12 protein-coding genes are annotated in these 21,893 nt (G+C 32.7%); 2 read left to right on the top strand and 10 right to left on the bottom strand.

The window, feature by feature from the left end; genetic code table 11:
- Nucleotides 1-3: 3 nt before the first annotated feature.
- From Q5760_RS10235 to drmA, 10 genes are all read right to left on the bottom strand, one after another.
- Entirely contained in the window at nucleotides 4-3,936 is a 3,933-nt protein-coding gene (locus Q5760_RS10235) for a hypothetical protein (RefSeq protein WP_428912081.1), read from the bottom strand.
- Between the two features lie 17 nt (nucleotides 3,937-3,953).
- On the bottom strand, nucleotides 3,954-4,724 hold the full coding sequence (locus Q5760_RS10230; protein ID WP_428912080.1) for a hypothetical protein: 771 nt from the start codon (nucleotides 4,722-4,724) through the stop codon (nucleotides 3,954-3,956).
- 497 nt (nucleotides 4,725-5,221) lie between these two features.
- The gene (locus tag Q5760_RS10225) at nucleotides 5,222-5,455 is read right to left on the bottom strand and encodes a hypothetical protein (RefSeq protein ID WP_428912079.1); all 234 of its coding nucleotides are present in this window, start codon (nucleotides 5,453-5,455) and stop codon (nucleotides 5,222-5,224) included.
- Nucleotides 5,456-5,461: 6 nt separating this feature from the next.
- A complete protein-coding gene (locus Q5760_RS10220) occupies nucleotides 5,462-5,704 on the bottom strand; it encodes a hypothetical protein (RefSeq protein ID WP_428912078.1) in 243 nt (80 codons plus the stop codon).
- A 1,227-nt stretch (nucleotides 5,705-6,931) separates the two neighbouring features.
- A complete protein-coding gene (locus tag Q5760_RS10215; RefSeq protein WP_428912077.1) occupies nucleotides 6,932-8,077 on the bottom strand; it encodes a hypothetical protein in 1,146 nt (381 codons plus the stop codon).
- A gap of 1 nt (nucleotide 8,078) precedes the next feature.
- The gene (locus Q5760_RS10210; protein ID WP_428912076.1) at nucleotides 8,079-10,274 is read right to left on the bottom strand and encodes an ATP-binding protein; all 2,196 of its coding nucleotides are present in this window, start codon (nucleotides 10,272-10,274) and stop codon (nucleotides 8,079-8,081) included.
- Between the two features lie 438 nt (nucleotides 10,275-10,712).
- Nucleotides 10,713-12,158, bottom strand: a complete 1,446-nt coding sequence (locus Q5760_RS10205) for a DNA cytosine methyltransferase (protein ID WP_428912075.1) — start codon at nucleotides 12,156-12,158, stop codon at nucleotides 10,713-10,715.
- 71 nt (nucleotides 12,159-12,229) lie between these two features.
- Nucleotides 12,230-13,012: a phospholipase D-like domain-containing protein gene (locus Q5760_RS10200; protein WP_428912074.1), complete on the bottom strand. Its 783-nt coding sequence runs from the start codon at nucleotides 13,010-13,012 to the stop codon at nucleotides 12,230-12,232.
- Nucleotides 13,005-14,804 (bottom strand): DrmB family protein, encoded by a 1,800-nt coding sequence (gene drmB / locus Q5760_RS10195; protein ID WP_428912073.1) that lies wholly within the window; start codon nucleotides 14,802-14,804, stop codon nucleotides 13,005-13,007. Before drmB ends, Q5760_RS10200 begins: the two co-directional genes overlap by 8 nt.
- Before the next feature lie 5 nt (nucleotides 14,805-14,809).
- Complete coding sequence (drmA, locus tag Q5760_RS10190; protein WP_428912072.1) at nucleotides 14,810-18,160, bottom strand: DISARM system helicase DrmA; 3,351 nt, start codon at nucleotides 18,158-18,160, stop codon at nucleotides 14,810-14,812.
- A 129-nt stretch (nucleotides 18,161-18,289) separates the two neighbouring features.
- On the opposite strand from drmA, the gene Q5760_RS10185 reads away from it, so the two are divergent.
- Complete coding sequence (locus tag Q5760_RS10185; RefSeq protein WP_428912071.1) at nucleotides 18,290-20,116, top strand: ATP-dependent helicase; 1,827 nt, start codon at nucleotides 18,290-18,292, stop codon at nucleotides 20,114-20,116.
- A complete protein-coding gene (locus Q5760_RS10180; RefSeq protein ID WP_428912070.1) occupies nucleotides 20,007-21,584 on the top strand; it encodes a 3'-5' exonuclease in 1,578 nt (525 codons plus the stop codon). Before Q5760_RS10185 ends, Q5760_RS10180 begins: the two co-directional genes overlap by 110 nt.
- The last annotated feature ends 309 nt before the right edge of the window (nucleotides 21,585-21,893 follow it).

Below are 21,893 nucleotides of genomic sequence, written 5' to 3'. Positions count from 1 at the left end.
ATGCTATTCCCCTCCTTTTTCAATTTTTATATTGATATGGTTTTTCTTAAAGAGATTGGTTGCTACGCGTAAAACCTCTTCTAGTTCAAATTTATCCGTTTGATCGGCTATTTTTAAAATCAAATCTTCCAGTGTACAAGACTTCCCTTCGATCGCCGAAAGAACCTCAGCTTCCTGCTCCGTCAATTCGCCTTTTTTCACGGCATTGCTTACAAGACTTTTCGCTTTAGTAATACGGGTTGGCAGCATTTTGATCTTTTTGACCTCGTCTGTTTGAATACCGGACTCAAAGTTCGTTTTAGCCTGTAACAGCCTATTGGTGATATCAAATACTTCGTTTTCGATCTCTTCTACATCTAGCTCCAGCACGTCTGTATAATAACGAAGTCGTTGTTCTAAATAATCTGTAGCGTCAAGCCACTGATCGATTTGCTTCATAATACTCGATTCAAATTCGGTTTGCAGGTCTTGATAACTACTTGATTGCTCATCTTCTTTAAATTGAGTATGCAGCTGTCCACGGATAGAAAGATTCTTTAAGATCTGTTGATACTTCTGCTTTTCCTCTTCAAATTGCTTTCGCGACTTTTGCAGCTCCTGCGTGATCTCTTCGCGAACTTCCCTCAAGCGTTTCATCCATTGAGCATAGGAAGGAAGCCCATCCCCTTCCCATTCTTGATCAATCTCAGCATCAAGATTTTCGATTTTTTCAATAAGGTGTGTAAGCCCCATTGATTGTAATCGGTCTAATAAATCGCCAAGTCCTTTTCTTTCCTGGTAATAGCCTTCCCACTTCGACCATTCATCCACAGCGGCTTCTAATTCTTTCCGCTTCGGCTTTAAATCGTCCCATTGACGGTTGATCCTTTCAATCTTCGATGTCATATCAACGAAAAAGTTCACGCCGTCATTGGTCTCGCTAAAATCATGCATTGATGTTTTGTGCAGTGCCGCTTTTTCCGTCGTTATGTCTGCATATTGATCTTGTAAATCCTTAAACAGCGTATCTAGATTAGTTTTGTATTGAAACCATTTCTCTTTTTCTGCGTATTCTACGGATTGTATGCCTGAAAGCGTTCCGTCTAGCTTAGAAAGAACCTGTCCTGACTTCTTCAGCTTTTCTTCAATGATATCAATCGATCGATTCACAAACAGGCTCATTTTCTTTTGAAGGCTATACAGAACATCCCTTAATACGCTCGAGAGTCGCTCATAGGTTTCTTCATCCTGAAGTTTTTCAATTTGCGCTTGGATCGGTTCCAAATGAACAGTCTCATTTTGCCCTTGTAATTCCAGTTCTGTTTTAAGGCTATCAATGTATTGAACTTGACCGTCCAAATTAGCACGCCATTCTTCAATCGTAAGAGGCTTCATATAAAGCTTATCTCTGTTACCGTTTTTGAAGAAAAGCTTACGAAGCTCCGCAAATTCAAACAATTGATCTCGTTCTGGCTTTGTATAGCCTAGCTCTACTAACGCTTCTGATACCTTGGTAAAATCAACGGCTCTCGCCTTTTTTCTTAGAACCGTAATTTCTTCTGTACTTTCCTCAATCATCTCTACCACAAGATGCTCTGCCGGATGAGTGTTTACATATAAATGATCGTCATCATGAATGCTGATTAAGCTTGGAAAATCAGTCATTAAGGTTTCAAATGGGGCAACACTTCCTAATGTAAACATAGCCGCAATATCCTTCTTTTGTTTGGCTGTCATTCTTGGATACTGCTTGGCTAGCGGTTCAATTCCCCTTTTTTGGGAAAGTGAGATTTTTTCACTTTCAAACACAGCCTTGAAATAGGCCATTTTCGATTTCCAACGACCGACCATAATCGTTTTATATTCAGGAAAACGCGCTTCACACATTTTCTCGAAAAGTTCGATCAGGATGTTTCTTCCATGGTTTCGTAATTGCCAATCCGATCCATGGATTTGTTTCATGTTTACATCAAATAAGGCGGCAATTACTTCATTAATCATTTCTCCCTTTACAAAATTTAACTCATCTTGTTCACTAGTCGGGATATTACTCGTTTTCGTTAAATAGTGAAGGAGATTTAACAATAACTGTACATCGGTTTGTTCAAACGGGATTAAATCAGAAAGGAGTGGGATTTCCACTTCAATTTTCGTCTTGACATTCAAATTAAAGACGAAGAAATACGGATCACTTGATTGCCGAACCACTTTATTGTCTCGTTTTCCTTCTAGATCAAGAAGGAAGACCCACTTCCCGGTATACACATAGTTTGGATCGTAATCCTGTATTTTCGGTACTTTTTTATCAGCTAACGTACTTGTTGTCACGAGTTGCAGATGACGATTCGGGTAACGATCCTTTACCTTAAAATAAGTACCGCCTAAATCCGTCGCGTAAACTCCCCGTGAGAATGATTTAAATTCAATTGGATCTTCTGTACTTTGATCAAACAAACATCTCCAATCTAAGTCACCACGCTCAGTTAAAAGATCTGGAACAATCACTCCATTAAAGGAGTGAACGGCATTTTCCATTGCGCTCATTTCATTCGCCTGATAATATCGTAAAAAGTCTTTAATTGCCTGTTCAATAAAGCTTTGTGGGGCCGTTTGAATCTGATCCATGGCAACCAGCTTATAGCCTTCAATCAAACTCTGGCGGATTTCAACCCCGATCCATTCTTTTAAAAGCGTTTCCGATTTAGGGTTGAGCAGCTCATAGTGCGATAATACTTCCGGCTTACAGCCTTGTGGAAATGCAGCAAGGGCATAAATCAGTTTCACATACGCCTCATCTTTGCCTACTTTTTCAATCAAGGATTGCACGATCGAAATAAAGTTTGAACGCTCCCCTAGCAAAATCTCTTCCTTCATACAATCCTCAACCAGGTTTAGAACGGTGTAGGTTTGTTTCGTCTCTTGATAGTGCTTGACAATCGCATTGAAAGCCGAAATAACCGAACGTGGACCGTTCCCAATATCCTTTCGCGAGCTGTCTGTCAGCTGTCCTAATGCTTTGACTGCAAAAGAATCGATGATTTCGTTTTTATAGGCTTCAAATCCAAAGTAAGTGGCATAGCGATCCCAAAGCTGAACCGCAAAGTCAGAGGTGTAAATTTTGGATAAATCGATCAGCATTTTTTGTGACTGGAAACGATCCAGGGCATCGGATTTTACCTGTTGCATTTGCACAAATGAATTCAGCGGCAAGCCCATCATGATGCCGTAACGACCTTCCCGATTCAACGTACTGTTGGATAGTTCAAATAAATATTGGAATACCTTCTCCGGAGCCAACTCGTTTAAGGTAATTTGCAACTCATCGGTAAAGACCATAAGACCGGAATAGCCACATTCGTCCACTAAGAAGTTCGTGATCCGATCACAAAATTGAAGAAACTCCGCAATCGTTCGTTCTAAACGGTAGTTTCCTTCCTTTATTTTATTTTCTAGAAAAGCTTGGGCATTTTCTGCAGTCATTCCACTGGATACAAGCAGCTTAATTTCACTTTTCATGCCACGTTTCTGGAACTGCGAGGCGATCTCTTCAAATTCTTCTCTTTCACTTATGCTCTTCTTATCCAGACGATAAGAAACCCAAGCTTGGATTCCTGTAAAAAGTTCGTCCAGGCTTCGCCAGCTAAACGGTGGGACGGCCATCATGCCTTGTTCCTCTGCTTTATGCCAAAGGTTCACTAGCATACTTGTTTTTCCTAATCCAAAATCTCCAGTGACCAACCCAGAAAAGACCTTTTGCTGCTTGACTAACCGATTAACCATTCGGCTTTCATAGTCCTGAGCATCGCCTAAGGACATATGAGTCATGGTGTGCTTTCGATAGTTTCGCTCGATGCTCTCAGGTGATGCCGTTAGCTCCTCCCATGTCGCTGTATTAATAATTGGATCCTTTTTTAATATCTTTTCTAATTCCCCTAGTTCATTCATCATTGTAGACATTCTGATCCCCCCAATTGCTATTGTAATGGAACGTTTTTCGTTGCTTGTAAAATCATTCCTCTAGATGCATATCGAATCGTAAAGGCTCGTTTATATCGGATTGACTTATTAATCATGTCTTCGATTTTTGTTTTATCTAAAAGAAATAACGTTGAAAGCTCTTGTTTTTCTTTCTCTGCTATTAACAAGCTGCCCATTTCTTGCTTCGTTTTCTTCTCAATATACTTTTGGAGCCCATATGTAAACAAATTCGGGTCGACAAATTCAAGGCGATCAAAGCTTTCATTTAACACCTCTTGAATGAAGACAACCCCCTTGCCAATCGTCGTATTGTCCATACCCGTAATCGATTCATCATCAGAATATGTTTCTTCTAACATTTTGACGACAGTATTATACTGATTAGAAGATACTTCTTTCTCTTCCAAGATCGTTTCAATGACAAATCGATAGGTCGTAAAATAACGCGGACTAGTTTCTTCAAAGGATTTTAAAACATGAATCATATGTAAAAGGTAAGGAATTTTTTCGCGGTTCTTAATATAGAGAAGTTGAACGGACTCACCGAAAGGCGTAAATTCCACATAGCTTCCCGTTTTATCTCTTTGTTTAGTAAGGATATCTAAATCCACGAGACGATTAAACACATCCCGCCGTTCCCCAAATTCGACCCCTTCTTCTTTTGATATTTCGACAATTTCTTCAATCGACATTTTCCCCGACAATATTGAAAAAATTTGATAAATCCATTCCATGTTAATACGGTCAATTAAGTATTTATGTTTCATCTTAACACTCCATTTGGCATAGTTTCTTCTATGTTAATAGTATAGCTTATTTTTCGACATTTTTGACATCATATGAGTTTTTTATATAGGCAAAAAAGCATATTAGGATGTTGACTTAATATGCCTATCATCATATATGAACAAATTAGTAAAATTGAGAATAGAATTGAGATTGAACATATGTATGAAGTAGTGCTGGTATGAAAATGTGATCGGTATGCAAAAAAGGACCACCATTTTTAATGTAATGAGTTAGTCCTATGATTTATTACTATTTAAAATAACCCCTATTTTTTCATTTATAAATCCGCTCTTCATGTATTATGCCTCAAGTCCTACTTCGTGGTTCTTCCTTATCACCATCATACATTGGGTGTAGATGAACATGCAAATGAAAAGCCATTGGATCAACTGTTTTAACACCTTCAACTATTAAATACTGTATTCATTAAGCTGATTTTATTTTTCCATAAAAAAATAACGCGCCCTATGGAACGTTATGAGCAACTACTATGATCAAACCTTTCATCTTCACACATCGCCTCTTCTTGCATTTCTTTCATGGCTTCTACTCGTTTCTTGGCATTTTCTTCTGCTATTTCAGCACGTTGATGAAGTTCTTCGTCGTATGTAGCCATCATGATCATCTGATACATCACAACTAGTAGGATCATAACGGTAGCTACGGTCAAGCTTGAGAAAATAGCAATTTTCTTAACATTATGTTTCAAGCGATTTCACACTCCATACGGCAATAATTCTCTATTAATTTCTTCAATCCATTCGGGCTCAGTCCTATTGCTCTCGTACCAATGAGTTAGATTAATGATTATGGTTTCGTATACCTTAAAAGGTATTTCTTGAAATTCCGCAACATCATCAATCGTATAATGGAATGTTTCTCCTGTTATGTCATCAAAAGCCATTTTGTTTTCCAATCGCAAAGCCTTGTTTCGTCCCATGTCGAATACGTATCTCATATTTATTATCTCCCCTTTGTATAAATCTGTTCATTTAATCATAAGGTATGATTCGGAGTAATACTAGGAAAATGCAAGAAAAATATAAATTACCGGTCACAAAATTAACTACTTCTTATAAAAATGGGATTTTATCAAGGAGTAATTTAAAATACTCGCTTCACAAGAATAACCCTCCGCCACTTGGATCCCCTATATCACCTTGAACATGCACACAAAAAACAGTCTGTCAAGCAACCTTCCCACAATTAACTCTAATATTATATCCATCATGCTGAACCTGTTCATCCAACATGTCCTTCCTTTGAAACAGAAGTTTATCAATCGACTTGCTACGTTAAGTCAAAATACCTGCTCAACATGTCGTTCGGAATGTTGAGCAGGTATCCTTTGTTTACTGGGTATTTATCAAAAAAGGCTATAGCCTATTCGTTTTCCAATACAATTTCTCTAATCTGGCAAAATATACAAGTCATAGCAAAAGCTCGTTACTTTAAATTTATCTATTTTCTCTTCTCTCAAAATATTGCTGAAGTCGGTATTCACAAATTTCTTTCGTCCAGTTGTAAAATAATTCCTGATCCTCAATCCCTATACAAGTTATTGGAGAGTATAATCGGTTTCATCATATACTCCAACATAATGGAATGGAGCCAGCCATTATCTTTGAATCGCTTCTAAAAAATCAATGAGGTAAGCAACATTTCCATTTCAAAGCGCAAACACATCTTTATTATCGTACCGATCTGGAGTAGAGGTAATACACAGTAAAAACTTTGGTTTAAAATAACCTAGTACTCACTGGTATGTATTTGCAGCTGCATGATAAAATGCATCAATGATAATTAAAAATGCAAAAATGCTTTTAGCGTCTGCAACTTTCATTTGCCATTGTAAATGCCACTTGTTCGATCTGGCATTGTAAGATTAAACGACTTTAGTTCTTTATAAAAAATCTCCTTAAAATTAGCGATCAACAAGGCTCGTGTTAATTCCTTTTTCAATATTATAAAACAAATTTTCGAGGACTTTTTACACATTTAAATTATAGTAATTTTTATACTGGTATGTACTTAATAAAAAGAGGCTATCTTAAAAGCAAAGGTGCCAGACACATTATGAGATATCCCTTTTATTATTTAGTTGATTTATTATAATTTAAAGTGTAGTAAACCATCATGAGATATTTTTTTAGTAATTAAATATTTTATTAGAGTTATGTTACAATTAAACACTCTCTGTTTCAAGTTTAATAGAATTAATTATTATTTGTGAATTTAAATTTGGCTGCCCCTGTCTAGCATAATATGATGTAAATCTAGAGGAAATATCTTTAGCAAATTGATTTGTAACTGTAGCTACTTTACTAAAATTAAAATTATCAGCTCTTGGATCAACCGATAGTATATCTTGAAAATCGATAAAACCGCCTCTAAAATTTGAATATGGAGGTAAAAAATGGTAACCTGAGCTCTCCTGGTGTCCATTTCTAAACCATTTCTCTAGTGAAGACTTTTTATTTTGACTTTCAGGTTTTTCAATATAATTATCTCTAGCTCTAACAAAACCTTCAACTTCTTCTTGCTTTAATATTTTCGAGAGAAGAATTTTTTTGTACTTTTCTTGTGCCATTTCACATGATGGTGTTAATATAAAATAATAGTTATCTTGAGTATCCTTTAATATATCACCAAAGAATAATTCATTTTTTACAGGCGGTTTGATATATACTTCAGCCGGATGAAAAAATTCAAAATCACCAGATTCTCCATCAATTTCCAAATAATTACTAAGAACATTAACTATGTACCTTAAAAGGGATTTTTCTTGTTTAGAAAAACTAATATCTTCTATGTCCCATTCATTAAAATTATCTGAAATATGTTTCCAAAACAATTCATTCAAATATTGTTCTAATATTCCTTTTGTACCTAGAGTAGTAGAAAACCCAAGAGTATACCATTTAACAATTTGATCAATTATTAATTCAACTGATTCATCCTTACTATAGATTTTAATAAAACTATTCTTTTCACTTATTTTTTCGGAAGAAAATTGAGTTGGATATCCAGTTCTTATAATAATCGGGATTCTAAATTTATTTACAATAATATCTACTATCCTATTTCCATCTAAATCATTTGGTTCAGTCTTCGTTTGATCAAGATTTAAATCAATTATTGCAGCATCAAAATTCTCTTGTAGTAATATATTTATACCATCATTATAGTTATTTACCGAATCACTAGATATTTTATTTTCTTTATTATCATCGTTAAAATCATCAATCGCGTCATTAATTAATTGAATTTGATTTTCTTCATCTTCTATTATTAATACAGATATTTTATTTTCTTTTATAACTTCTGACAACCTAATCTTCCCCCAAAACTTTTCTAATTTCTATTCTAAAATGAGCCCCTTTTTCAGAATATATTGCTTTTAATTCACCATTGTTTCTATTTATTGCTTCTCCTGCGATGGCTAATCCCAAACCAGTTCCACTACTCTCACTTTTACCACTAAATCCTGGGATAAAAATCACATCATTTTCAATGAATTCTTTCTCTATTCCTGGACCATTGTCTATTACCTCAATAACGGTATAAGCATCATCTTCTATTATCTTAATAAATATCTTTTTATTTTCAATAGATTCCTTTTTTAACCAATAAATACTATTCTCAATTAAGTTTGTTAAACTCATTAAAAAATCTTCTTTTACTCCAAACAATTTTGTATTTCCATAAGATTTAACTTCAAACATTATATTACTGTATTTTAATTCGTTTTCAAAAATTTCATAAACATGATTAGTTATTTCTTTTAAATTAATTATATTAGGTTTCGATCTTCTATTTATTGTTAAAGGATCTAATTTATTAAATAGCTTACGCAGTGAATTGGATTCATTTTCAGTTGTAATTAATCTATCTATTATTTTTGATAATAAGGGATTAGTAAGATTTTCTTCCTCCCCTAATTTTTTGGACCATTTTATAATTCTAGGTAATTGATTACTGAACCATCCTAATGATTTTCTACCTTCATGTAAAATTACCGATACTATTTTTCCTAATGTAGCTTGACCTTGATAAATAGCTATTATTTCCTTAATTTGTTCATATTCTTTACTTTTCTGTTTTTCTAAGGATTGTATTTTAAGTTCAACAGTTTTTTTCATTTCATTTGTGTATTCTTCAACTTTAAGTGGATTGTTCTTAATCTTATCTAAACCCATATTAAGACTCTTATTAATTTCAGAATGAAATTCTTTAAAGTCAAATAGAGTTTGAATAGTACCTTTTGCAGTAGTATCGATTTTATTTTTATCATTATTCTTTCTATACTCAAATCTTTGTTGTTCAAGAAGAGAAAGAGACTTTTGTATTAAGGAAATTAATCCATTATAATACCGCGATTCTTTTAAACCATCTCTAGCACTTTTTTCTTCAAGGAAAGAATTTTCTTCAGATTCAATAGCCACAAAACCAGCAATTGAATCTAAACCTATCCGCATGGAAGGATTCTGAACACGTCTATTATCTAAGTTTAACCAATCAAATCCAGGGTCTCCATGTGGTCTAATTCTAAAACCATTTCTATAGATTCCCACTCCTGTTGATTCTTTTAACAATTGCCTTACAAAACGTCTTCCAATGTTTTCTTCCTGAAAATTTTTATGCATTTTATCAATTAAAAAATCGATACTTGAATCATCTTTATCAAAAACCCTAAAATCTAACTTAATATTTCCACAATATGCCTCATTTGCATTTAACGTAAACTTCTTATTAAACTCTATTATTTCCGGTGGATTTTTATATGCATTTTCATATTTTAGAATTGCTTCCCCATTTTCTGATATATGTCCTTCTAATCTATAATTATATAATTCTAAAATTGGGAAAGGTTCGATCAACATCTTTGTATTCTTTATCTGGTCCTCATAAAAGTTTTCAAATTGTACAAAGATTTTAAAACTATCATCAATATTATTTTCTAATGGCGATACCAATTTTCTTAATTCTCTAATAATGTTTTTTATTTCTTTTTCAGTTAATACATTAAGAGAATCAAGTCCACCTTTAATTATAAGTTTTGTACCATTTGATAATTTTGTTTCTTTTGTTTCTACAGAAACTTTAACATCCTTTAAATACTGTTTAGTTTCAAACTCATTCCAATCAATTTTTGCAATGGTTTTAACACCATTTTGTATTGATTTTAGTTCTAATTCATTTCCTAATATAGCTGCAGCATATCTCCCGATACCCTTTCGTCCTTGAAATGGTCTCTTTTTTGGACTTTTCTTATTTAGTAGTTTGTAATCTGTTCCAGGAACAAGCCACGTTCCAATTATTGTATCCTTATCCATACCATGACCGTCATCATTAAATACAATTTTCAAATTATCATCAATTCTAGAGAACACAATTTCTATAAATGATGCATCTGCATCATAAGAATTCTTAACTAACTCCACTACAGCAGCAGGGATATCTTTAATTAGATCTCTTCCAATAGCCGTTATTATCCTTGCTGCAGGTTCAATGCTGTGCAATGTCAAAGTAAACCCCTCCTTATTAAACCCTAATAATAATGAGATCAATAAAAATATAATTTTGAAATAAATTATTATCAGTTAATTCTATATAATAACTTTTAATTATTATATCACTTATTTTAAAAATTATATGGTCAATAAGTAAGTTTGACTAATAACTACTTATTTATCCCATATTATAAATAGTTTCATCCTAAAATATTCAGATAATTCATATACTTTTTATATTTTCAGTGTCCTTTGTATAAAATTAATTATTTAGAATTTCACTTATAACTAAACTTTTATTTAATGTATGGATATATGTCATAATTAATAGTTTTTAGAGAACTAGAATTGTTGCAAAGAATTTATGCAATACTACATTCCCAAAGTATCTCTCTATACTCAGCAGATGTGATAATTATTTAACGTTATATAAACCTTAAAAGACGTATGAATTTAAACCAATTCATACGTCTTATTTTTTTCAGTAATTATTGAATTCTCTTGAATTACTTTTAATATTGCCGTTCCAATTGCTTCTGCCATTTTTGGTGGGACGGCATTTCCTATTTGTCTATATTGTGCGTTTCTATTTCCACTAAAAGAGTAGTCTTTAGGAAATGATTGTAATAAAGCTGCTTCATAAGGCGTAAAAGTACGAGGTTGTTCTGGATGAATAAATTTCAACCCATCTTTTTCCATATGCGCTAGAATTGTGTTTGACGGTTTATCCCACGAATGTTTTACATAGGTGTCTTTATGTTTATTTCGTGCGTAAGGATAAAGTTTATCTAAAATTTCCGTATAATCTTTATACTGAGGATTCATAAACCTAGCAGAATTACTGCCTTGTTTCATGAGAGAAAATATAACAATATCCCTAAAATTATGTTCCCTCGATTGATGAGATATATTTATATTTGTTTCACCATAATTATTAATACCTAGAACTTCAATAAGTGAATTATATTTTACAATAAAATCATTAATCCCTTTTAACTTATATGTCCTTTTATACCTAATCTTTTGGTAAAATTCATTGAGCTCATTGTATAACTCCGTTAGACCTTGTTGTTCTGCATCAAAACCTCTGTTTTGTGTTAAGGATAAAATTTGATCCATAAAAGCTGATAAACTTTCTTCATAATATTTTTTTAATATATCTATATTTTTCAAAGAATTCATTCGGCTTGTATTAATTTTTGGCAGTCTAACAGGTAAATGGCCTATAGCGCTTCTAATATTTTCATATTTTTTTAGATGACTTTTCTCTGGAACAGGATTATTAACATTAAATCGATTTGCGATTATAATAATCCTTTTTCTAAATTGTGGAGTTCCATAATTAACAGCATTTAGCACCTGATATCTCTCAACTAGATTACTTTCAATATTTGTATGATATCCTAGCGATTCTAATTCATCACATATAAGTTCAATTACTTGTTGATGTTTTTGACTTAAATCTGTATCAACTTTTTTTGACACCATTCCTTCAACATTTTCAAATACAACGAAAGGGGGTTTTATAGCATCAACAATTTCTAAAAAGTGTTTATATAAAGTATTTCTGGGATCGTTTTTTAAGCGTTCCCTCATTTCTTTTGATCCTGATCTTGCCGGACCTGCCAGCGAAAAGGTTTGACAAGGAGGACCCCCAATTATAATGTCAACGTCTTTAGCTTCCTTTAACACTCGATCCTTAACTTCTTGTTTAGTAATATCCCCTTGAATTACTTTATTAGAACCATATCTACTCTTAAGTGTGTTACATGCATCTTCGTCTAACTCAAGTGCACGTATTAATTCATATTTTAAATCTCCATATGACGATTTTAAAAATCCGGCAGAAAAACCTCCTCCGCCGGCAAAAAGATCCAGTAATTTAATTGGAGTTTGCATTTTACGACTTCCCTTTAATCCATATAATAATTAATTGTACCAGGTTTATTACATTAATGAAATCCCTGATTTTAATAATATTTTTCCATTTGATTATTCCGCATCAATAATTGATACTGATTTCTAATATCTTTAACTACCCGATGATTCTCTAATAAAACTCCGGTTTCAATATTTTTCCTGAAACCATGATAGGAAAAGTTAGATGATGTTAAAAGCATTTTATCCTGATCAATAATTATTAATTTGGCATGCAAGCTTGTATATTCCTCACAGCTTACCCCCTTCCAATAATATATATTTAAATAAAATCGTTCATGTCCCCAATTTTCAATAATTTCTTTTAGATTTTTTTCTTTTTTATTTACAATAAAATTTATTCTACAATTTCTTACAGCAGCTTTTTCTATTCTAATAAGTAAGTCCTGAATCTCTTTCTCTTTGAAAGAAAAATTATATCCTACTATAAAAACTTCTTCTTTTGCAGAATCGATAAGATTTTTTACGGTTTCATAAGTTTTATAAATTATTTCACCCTGATCCTTAATAGGTCCTGTCCAAACCGGAGTAATTCTTGGTTGTGATTCTATTTGTTTTATTGCCATCTTATATATAATTTCTAGATCTTCTAACAGTCGTCTTGAATTAATATTATTTTTATGTGCAGATTGCAACAATTCATATACAATATATTCCAAATCAAAAGGGAATTTTAATTTAGATATTATTTCACTATATCCATCATTAACTTTATGGACCTTTAATAGCCCAATAAATCTATTATATAGATGATGATTACTAAACTTTGTACATAAAAAAACAAATTGAATAAGTTTATCTTGATAATTATTCAATATGGAAAAACTCCCGTTTAGCATTCGCAACTGTTTCTACTAGAAGAGAACGATCCAAATATCGATTGGACTTTTCACAAGAAGTTTCTGAAATAAGCATACAGCTATGACATGCTGCACCATTCACATCTGAAAAGTGTTCAGCATCATGTTCTGCACATTGAGGGTCACCTGAACAGTATCTTGCAGCAGCTAAAGCTCTAGCTAATATCATTTCAAATTTATCCCTCCTACCTAACTCGACTAATCCACCAAGACTCCCTTCTGAATCAACTGTTGAAGTATAAATTAATATTCCCGCCATTCCATTCTCTGGATCTGAATATATCCTCTCTTTTAGGGCAGATGACGAATAACCTGAATGTAAAGTAAACTCTCTAATTAATGCATGGGAAAGTGTATGAAGTAAAGCATAACGTATTCCTGGAAATGCTGGAATAGCTTCATCAGGAAAATCTCTTTCTTTATAGATCTTCTTATGTGCTACTTCCATCCCAATTTCATATTGACGACGTTTGCTTTCCCAATCTTCTAATAGATCATTATTTATTGTTATAAAGATACCTTCTCCGTACGTTTCTACTCCTAGTAACCAATCCAATTTTACATTACTAATCGGAGCTATTTCTACTACGTCCTTACGAGGTTTATCCTCATTATTATTAGATGCTTGGTCCGAGAGTATAGATGTAACATCAGGTAGCGGTTGAATTCTTGTAAATCCTTTTAACACCATTACCTCTTTTAAGCGCTTAACTCTAATTAAATTAGTTATTAAATGATTGTAACGCTCAGGGACTGATTCTTTTTCAGTTTGAAAATTAATATCATCGTAATTATTATGTTCAGTTAATAAAGCTTGGTACTCAGGTGTTCGTAGATCATAATCAGAATTTATTTTATTTTTAATACGTTGAACAATTGCCCATGCTTTATCAATACCTATTCTTTGTATATCAGGGTCACGCTTCATAACCGTATCAAAGACTCTTTTATCACTTATTAATTCTTCATCTTCAAAATTTATATGGTCCTTAATAAATTCATCAATATTTTCTGCGTTGCTAGGAATTAATAAAGAACTTTCTATGGATGAAAAATATATATTCGACGCACCTCTTAGAAGTAGTTCATTATCCTCTTCACACATATCCTCTTTATCTCTTAACCAAGGTCTTGATCCAGAACATTTACCAAGTATCTTATTATTATATAAAGCTTCACTTATTGAGCGTTCCTTACCGCAGGTAGAACAAGACACAACCAAGTCTTTTAATGATCCTGTTTTTCCTTCATCGATTAAATACAATTTACACTTTTTGAAATCATATTTTTCACCTTTGTGAACATAGAAAAGCCAAGGAAAATCACTTATATGTCCGTTTTTACAAGCCGTAATAAAACGCACAGGATGGGTCTTTACTTTTGGACAAGGTCCTTTTTCGTTATCTGGGTTTTTACAATATAATACGCCTTCCTCTTCAAAAAAATCATGACCATCACGTTTACCTAATTTTCTACAATTAGGGCAAACATGATATTCTGGAAATCGATATGCCGGGATAGTCCCAAACTCATCCTTATCATTAATTGGAATAGATTTTATCTGTTTTATTTTTAACTTTTTCATTACCCTAGGTTCTTCGATCGTTTGGGCTTTTGAAACATCTAAACTATCCCATTTATCAATTCCTCCTATAATTACGGAGTAATCAGGGAGATCTACGATTGCACCCGGACCAAAAGTTGTGATAAATTGACTTGGTCTTAATTCCCCTACCTTTTTACTCATTTCCATCAATCCTTTCTTATGTAGATCCCTGCTGTTGGTTCTACATCTCTCATGGAGTTTGGAGTTTTATATATACCTTCAGATTTTTCTTTTCCAAGTGGATATAAGAGATTTGTTTCATCTTGTGGTTTAAATTTGTTATAGTTTAATTTGCTTTTTCCAACAGTATCATTCCACTCCTCTAACAATTGCTGTAGATGTCTCTCTACTTCTTCTTTTGAAACATGCATAGCCTCCGCTCTATCTAGAAAAATATTTATTATTTCTTCAGATGATTCATTTATTCTTTCAATAGCGTTAGCTGCAGAATTTTGGGTTAGTTCTGGATTACCTAATCTCAACATTGAAACTAGAACAGCTGCTAGTCCACGGTCTCTTGCCCTTGAAGAGAATGGTGTTACACTTATAGGTTCCACATAGCGATATATCGCAGAATGATAGGCATAAAACTCTTCGTAATGTGAGATATCTCTCGGTCTTGCCCAGTTGTAAGATGTAACGATTAGTCCAGGGTCTCGTCTTCCAACCCGGCTAGTGGATTGGATGTATTCTGCTGTAGTTTTAGGTTGTCCATTCACAACCATTAATCCAAGTCGAGAAACATCAACACCAACAGAAATCATATTACTTGCTAGTAAAACATCTACCGGTGTTATATCTCCACTCTGATGATAAACCTGCTGCAAACGATCTAAAAGTTCAGGGATTTTTCCAGAATCAATACGACTTGTTAATTCAGGAACATCACGATCTAACTCTCGATAAATGAATTGAAATTTACTATTTTCATCAAATTGATTTTCGAGTGTTTTCATACGAGCAGGAACGTCATCTTCAATTAAACGTACAGCCCCTCCTAACTCCCTTAAGCTATTAAAATAACCTACAATGGTTTGATAAGGATCTAAATGCTCCAATTCATAATCTTTTTCCATCGCTGTAATACTAGATAATTGATTAGCTAGTATTCGAAGTAAGGTTGTTTTCATACTTCTTCCTGGTGAAAATACTCCAACATACATTCGTCCTGGCTTATCATTCAGAGACCTTTGTTTAGCAAAAAATGAATCCGTATGCTCCAATCCAGGGCTTGGGAAAATTTGTGGAACTCTTGTATAGAGCCCTTCAATCTGTTTTTTTGCATTTTTTATTGTAGCTGTTGATGCCACAATTTTAGGTCCTATAACTTTTCCTTCTATTTTTACAGATGACAAATAATCAACTGCTGTTTCATATAGACCTACCATTGTCCCCAAAGGTCCGGAGATTAAATGGAGTTCATCTTGTATGATTAGATTAGGTGGATATACTTGATCACTATTGTTGATTATTAAATTACCTGCTACGTTTTTTACATTATTTTGTTCGTTTTTATTGTTTCCATTTGATAAAAAACCCCAACCTTTAACTTCCCCTTTTACTCTTCCAAACAAATTTTGCACCTCAGGTTGCCATGGCATTCTAGCAAATTTATCAACAGTTCCAATCACCAAGTCAGGTAGTAAGCGATAAATTTCTTCATCTGTCACTAAAACTGGTAACCCTTCTCTTTCTGAATTATTTTTATGAAATGAACAATCCCTGTTTGGACAAGAAATAATAATTCTTCTTTTTTTATCTGATGCTTTGTAAGAATTTAAAAATGCTTTTGGATTTTCTTTATCAACTAGCTTTGTTCCACACCAAGGACAGGTAACTAATTGTATAGGCGTACCCTTAATACTACCGGTGTAACTATCGTTAGTTTTTCTTATAATTGAATCTTCTTTGGCTTTAATAACGGTCTTTGCATCATCAAATTTATTAGGTACACTATTATCTCCAACCCATAAACCAATCCGGAACCTTGTATTCCCCCATATTTCTGGTGATTCCTTCCTAATTTCTTCGCAAGCACATATCATTGTAGTTGCACGTTGAAATTGTTGAATCGTTAACAAACGAAGAGTATATCTCATAATAACTGAAACCCCAACATCAGTACGATAGTCTGAGATATTAAGCAGGCGTCTATATCCAATAGTAAAAGCAGCTAAACCTAAATAGGCTTCTGTTTTACCTCCACCAGTAGGGAACCAGAGTAAATCAGCAATTTTACGATCGTTTGAAGAAGGATCAACTATACCTTCAATATTTTGTAGAAAAAACGCGATTTGGAATGGTCTCCAGATTGCTTGTACGTTTTCTGGAGATTTTTTCTTTTCAATCGCTTCACTATGAGCTCTTTGTTTAGCCATTACTCTATTAGCGAAAATAAAAGCCTTGAATACCTTATCATCATTAGGATCTGTAACTTTTTTTAAACCATTTTTCATCCTGTTTAGAGATTCTCTACAAGACCTAATATGATCATTTGCAGTAACAATATATTGTGATTCTAAATTATGTATTTCTTCTTCCCTTTCATCAATCCATTCTTTATATTTACTAATAAGGGGTTGCAAAGCTTCATTGACTTGAGATGGACTTTTCATTTTAGCAAGTTTATTCATATCCAATGTTCCACCTTCATTCCAATCTGGAGGAATAACCATTGGTATTTCAAGAGCAGGAATAATCTCCGTCTCTAAAACTCCTGCACGAATATCATCTTTCTCTCGATAAACTTTTTCCCATTTAACGGAGATACTATGTCCAACTCCAAAAACATGTTCATTTCGATACAAAAGTTCATTTGATTTAGTATCATCATCCTGAAAACCCTTTTCATTAGCCGAAAATGCATTACGAACCATAAATGATTCATTTTGTTTACTTTTTAGAATAATTTTAGGCTGAAATACACATTTATAATCAATATCATGTTCATCTACTTCTTGTACATATCGATTTACTAAAAACAAACTAACTGCATAGCTTTCTTTATAATTCCTAACAATCCATTCTATTTGTACCCGATCTTTTAAATCTACATTTTTTCCATCTTTCCTTAATATCTTCTTTGTTTGCTTTCTGCCTATATTGTGTGAAAGATCAATAGAGAAATTAATTAATTCATAAGGGATTCTGCTCCAATAATTTTCTCCAACATCTTCATACATTCCAAAATTAACATTTACAACAATTTCTGGATATTTTTTATCAACCAGAAAAGATAATCCTACCGAAGAAGGATTCATTGCTTTGGCTAAAGATGCAATAGACTCAATTGCTTCATTTGAAGTTTTTTTTCCATGAATTAATTCAACTTCATCTTCAAATGCAGCAACACTAGATTTCATCGGCCATAAAATACCTGTTAAATATTTTTGTAATGGTTTTATTTTAATTGTTTCTTGTTCTGTTTCTGGACCAACTAATTCATATTGCAGTCGTTCTAATAACTCTTCACGAGCTTTTCTAATTGATGAACCCATCACATTCACCTCATTTATTAATTTCAATACATATATATTACCATTTATTATTTATTAAAATACATTCAATTAGTCCTATTAATTTGGTAAAATAGTATTATTATAAAATTATATAAAAGGGTTTGTTATATGGATAAAATATTTAAACTATTAAATACTGAGCAAAAGTCAGCAGTGACTTCACCTTTAAAATATTTACTTATTAATGCTGGACCAGGAACGGGAAAAACCACCACAATAGCAGCCAAAATACTCTATTTAATTGGAGAAAAAGGGATAAGTTCCGACCGGATCTTAGGCATATCTTTTTCAAGAGCCGCAAAAGGACATTTAGTAAATAAACTGGATGAATTATCAGATCTGCTAGGCTATGGTGGAAAACCTAGAATTTTAACATTTCATAGTCTTGCTTATCGAACTATAAGATATGGCATTCATTTTGAAGAAACTCGTTATAGAGAGGGATTCAAACTGGTTAATACTGAAGACTTTCAAAAACTTGATCCTTCTATTTTGAAAGGATTATGTAATGAATACTCTAATAGAGAAATTGTAAATATTGCATTAGCAACTGCCTATAATCGAGTTAGACAAGGCAATGATATAGAACAGAACCCTCTTAACCATTGGAGTAAAATATCTCAAAATAAAACATATCATATTAATACTATTAACGATGGTAGAATATTGATTAGTGGAAAAGACCTGCAAATTTATTGGGAACGTGTCCATAAAATTGAAAAGATTAAGAATGTAACAGATTACCAAGGTATGATAACTGAAGCCATCAGATTATTAAAATTAAAATCAAATACTTATAAAGAACTCTCATCAAATTTTGAATATATATTTGTTGACGAATTTCAAGATACATCACTTGCTCAAGAGCAATTTTTGCTTTCGCTACTTCATGAAGAACATTATGTAACTGTTGTAGGTGATAAAAACCAAACTATTTATACTTTTAATGGATCAAATAGTAAAAATTTAGATCGATTTCTTACTTTTTTTACTCAAAGGGATCATCAGAACACTGGATTTATCACTTTAAGAAAAAATTATCGTTCAACGGGTGAAATTGTTAAGCTCTCTAATGATCTAATTTCAGAAAATGTTATTGATTCTGTGAAAGGAGCTTCAGGTACTATTCCAACAATTGTTGAAACTCAATCTATATTTTTAGCAGGAGGATATATTGCTAAGACGATAAAAAAACTTTTAGAAGACCAATACTCACCTTCTGATATTTGCATCTTGTACAGAAAAAATTCTGAATATAGCCCTCAGAAAGATCATGTTATCGAACAGCTAAACCAATTAAATATTAAGTATAGTCTTATCGAAAGAGCTAAAGAAAATATTACTCATTCTATAAATACACAAGTATTAAAAATTAGAGAAATGTATGAAGATGAACTTCTTGACGATGTCCTTTCCATTTTAGAAAAAAAAGGCGAAAGCAAAGAACTTATTAACTTTGTGAAAGATGTCATTAATCAAGGTGCTACGTACACCGATGATTTAATTGATTATCTTATGGAAATTGATGAACCATTGTATGATTATGATGATGATTCTGTAACTATTAAGACAATACATGATTCAAAAGGACTTGAATACCCTGTTGTTTTCATTCTTTTTTTAGGTGATCGAGATTTTCCTCATAGTAGTCAACCAGATATTGATGAAGAGAAAAGGTTGTTATATGTTGCAATTACTCGAGCTTCAGAACGACTATACATTTTAGGAAAAAAAGGTTTCGAGTTTGAGAGTTTTCTGGATCTTTGTCTTCATTCAGATGTCAGACATGAAAAATACCATAGCATAGTAAAGGAAGAGACTACTAATGGATTTAATTCCAAAGATAAAGAGATTATTGATAGAACCACGGAAGACATTGAAGAACGAGAAAAAAGAGAAAAAGAAGAATTACGGAGACTCATGGAACTCTTCTAGTATTGAGAGGGATAATATGGCTGTATCAGCAATTAAATTAACTGAGATTCAACAAAATTGTGTGACACATAAACCTGAAGGTGATTTACTTATTCAAGGTATACCAGGTAGTGGAAAATCCACTATTTTACTAGCTAGAGCTGATTACTTAAAAGAAAAAAATCCTAATGATTCTGTTTTGTTCATAACATTTAGTAAAGCTCTTACTAATTACTCTCGTCAATTATCAGCAAAGTTGTATTCAAATAACCTAGAAGTTAAAAACTTTCATCAATGGGGAATAGAATTACTGAAACAAACTAATTATCCCCACACTAGATTAGTTGTGGGTGACTATAGAATTGAGGCTATTAATTTTGCAAAAAATATTGTCAATGCTCATTCTAAAAATGTTCATTTCCCAAATTTAACGGATAATAAAAGAAAAACCTCTACACTTTTATCTTTTCTTTGTGATGAAATTGAATGGATAAAGGGTTTAGGTATAAATACTAGAGAGGAATATCTTTCAATAAAACGAGCTGGACGAGGTAACGATGTAAAAGTTTTGAAAACCCATCGACAGACTATTTATGATGTACTTGAAAAATATAATGAACTATTAAAAAAACACAAAAAATATCAAGGAATTGACGGGGATGATCTTGCAAATATATTAATAGAAAACGCAGATCAAATTCCAGATCAGATTAAACCGGATCATATACTAATAGATGAAGCTCAAGATCTGAACACGATGCAAATAAAAGCAATAAGAAAAATTGCAAAAAAAAGTCTTACTATAGGTGCCGATAAAGGACAACAAATATATAGAAGAACTTTTACTTGGAAACAAGCTGGAGTCGACATAACAGGTAATAGAAGTAAATTTTTAGAACAGACTTTCCGCTCTACTCGTCAAATTATTCGATTAGCTAATCAATTTCAAGAACAAGACAAACTCTATATAAAAGATGTAGACTATCAGAAAGCTCAAGAGCCAGATATTGAGGGGAAAATACCTCAATTATGCTTTTGCCAAGATATACAAATGGAAGACCAACATATTTTAGAATATGTTCAAAGAATCAGAGGTTCTTACCCTAAAGATACTATTGGGATTATTGCTGTTTCTCACATGAGACTTGATAGCATTAAAATGAAACTCAATTTAAAAGGAATTCCTGTTTTCAAAATTAAAGATAATGAAACAGACTTTATTTCCCCAGGGGTAAAGTTAATTACTTATCATTCATCTAAAGGGTTGGAATTTGATCACGTAATTGTAACTGATTTACAAAAAGGTAAATTGCCCTATTCAAAACCCGCACCTGGCGAGGATGAAAACGAATTTCTATCACGTGAGAGGAAGAAACTTTATGTTGCGATGACTCGTGCTAAAAAAACATTAATGCTGATAGCAACAAAAGAATATTCACCTTTTATTGATGATTTGAATAAGGATTTGTACGAAATTATATCAAAATAGAATTTTAGGGTATAAACAAATGAAATTCATTATTATTGTTTATACCCTTTTTAAATTAAAAGTTCATCTTCTTGAATCGCTTTAAACTTTAAGCTTTAATTACTTACACTATCGATTAATTTCTTGAAATTCAATTATATTTTTATATAATAAGTAAATCTAGTTCTCGCATTTATATTTTTCCCGAAAATGCCATATGGCTAGACATGAGCCTTCGTGGATATAATTTTCTTGCCAAGAAGTTAGCTTTTACTAAGTCCAGCTTCATCGAAAAAGTCTATCTTGCCTACCTCCACATGATAAGCCAGT

This window comes from Niallia sp. Kr1, from assembly GCF_050389805.1.
GTDB lineage: Bacteria > Bacillota > Bacilli > Bacillales > Cytobacillaceae > Bacillus_BD.
This window is presented reverse-complemented; position numbering and strand designations above follow the sequence as displayed.

What these genes read in the sequence shown, in the direction of transcription:
- Q5760_RS10235 (WP_428912081.1), bottom strand. Translation starts at nt 3,936, where the DNA reads ATGTCTACAATGATGAATGAACTAGGGGAATTAGAAAAGATATTAAAA.
- Q5760_RS10230 (WP_428912080.1), bottom strand. Translation starts at nt 4,724, where the DNA reads ATGAAACATAAATACTTAATTGACCGTATTAACATGGAATGGATTTAT.
- Q5760_RS10220 (WP_428912078.1), bottom strand. Translation starts at nt 5,704, where the DNA reads ATGAGATACGTATTCGACATGGGACGAAACAAGGCTTTGCGATTGGAA.
- Q5760_RS10205 (WP_428912075.1), bottom strand. Translation starts at nt 12,158, where the DNA reads ATGCAAACTCCAATTAAATTACTGGATCTTTTTGCCGGCGGAGGAGGT.
- drmB (WP_428912073.1), bottom strand. Translation starts at nt 14,804, where the DNA reads ATGAGTAAAAAGGTAGGGGAATTAAGACCAAGTCAATTTATCACAACT.
- drmA (WP_428912072.1), bottom strand. Translation starts at nt 18,160, where the DNA reads ATGGGTTCATCAATTAGAAAAGCTCGTGAAGAGTTATTAGAACGACTG.
- Q5760_RS10185 (WP_428912071.1), top strand. Translation starts at nt 18,290, where the DNA reads ATGGATAAAATATTTAAACTATTAAATACTGAGCAAAAGTCAGCAGTG.
- Q5760_RS10180 (WP_428912070.1), top strand. Translation starts at nt 20,007, where the DNA reads ATGGATTTAATTCCAAAGATAAAGAGATTATTGATAGAACCACGGAAG.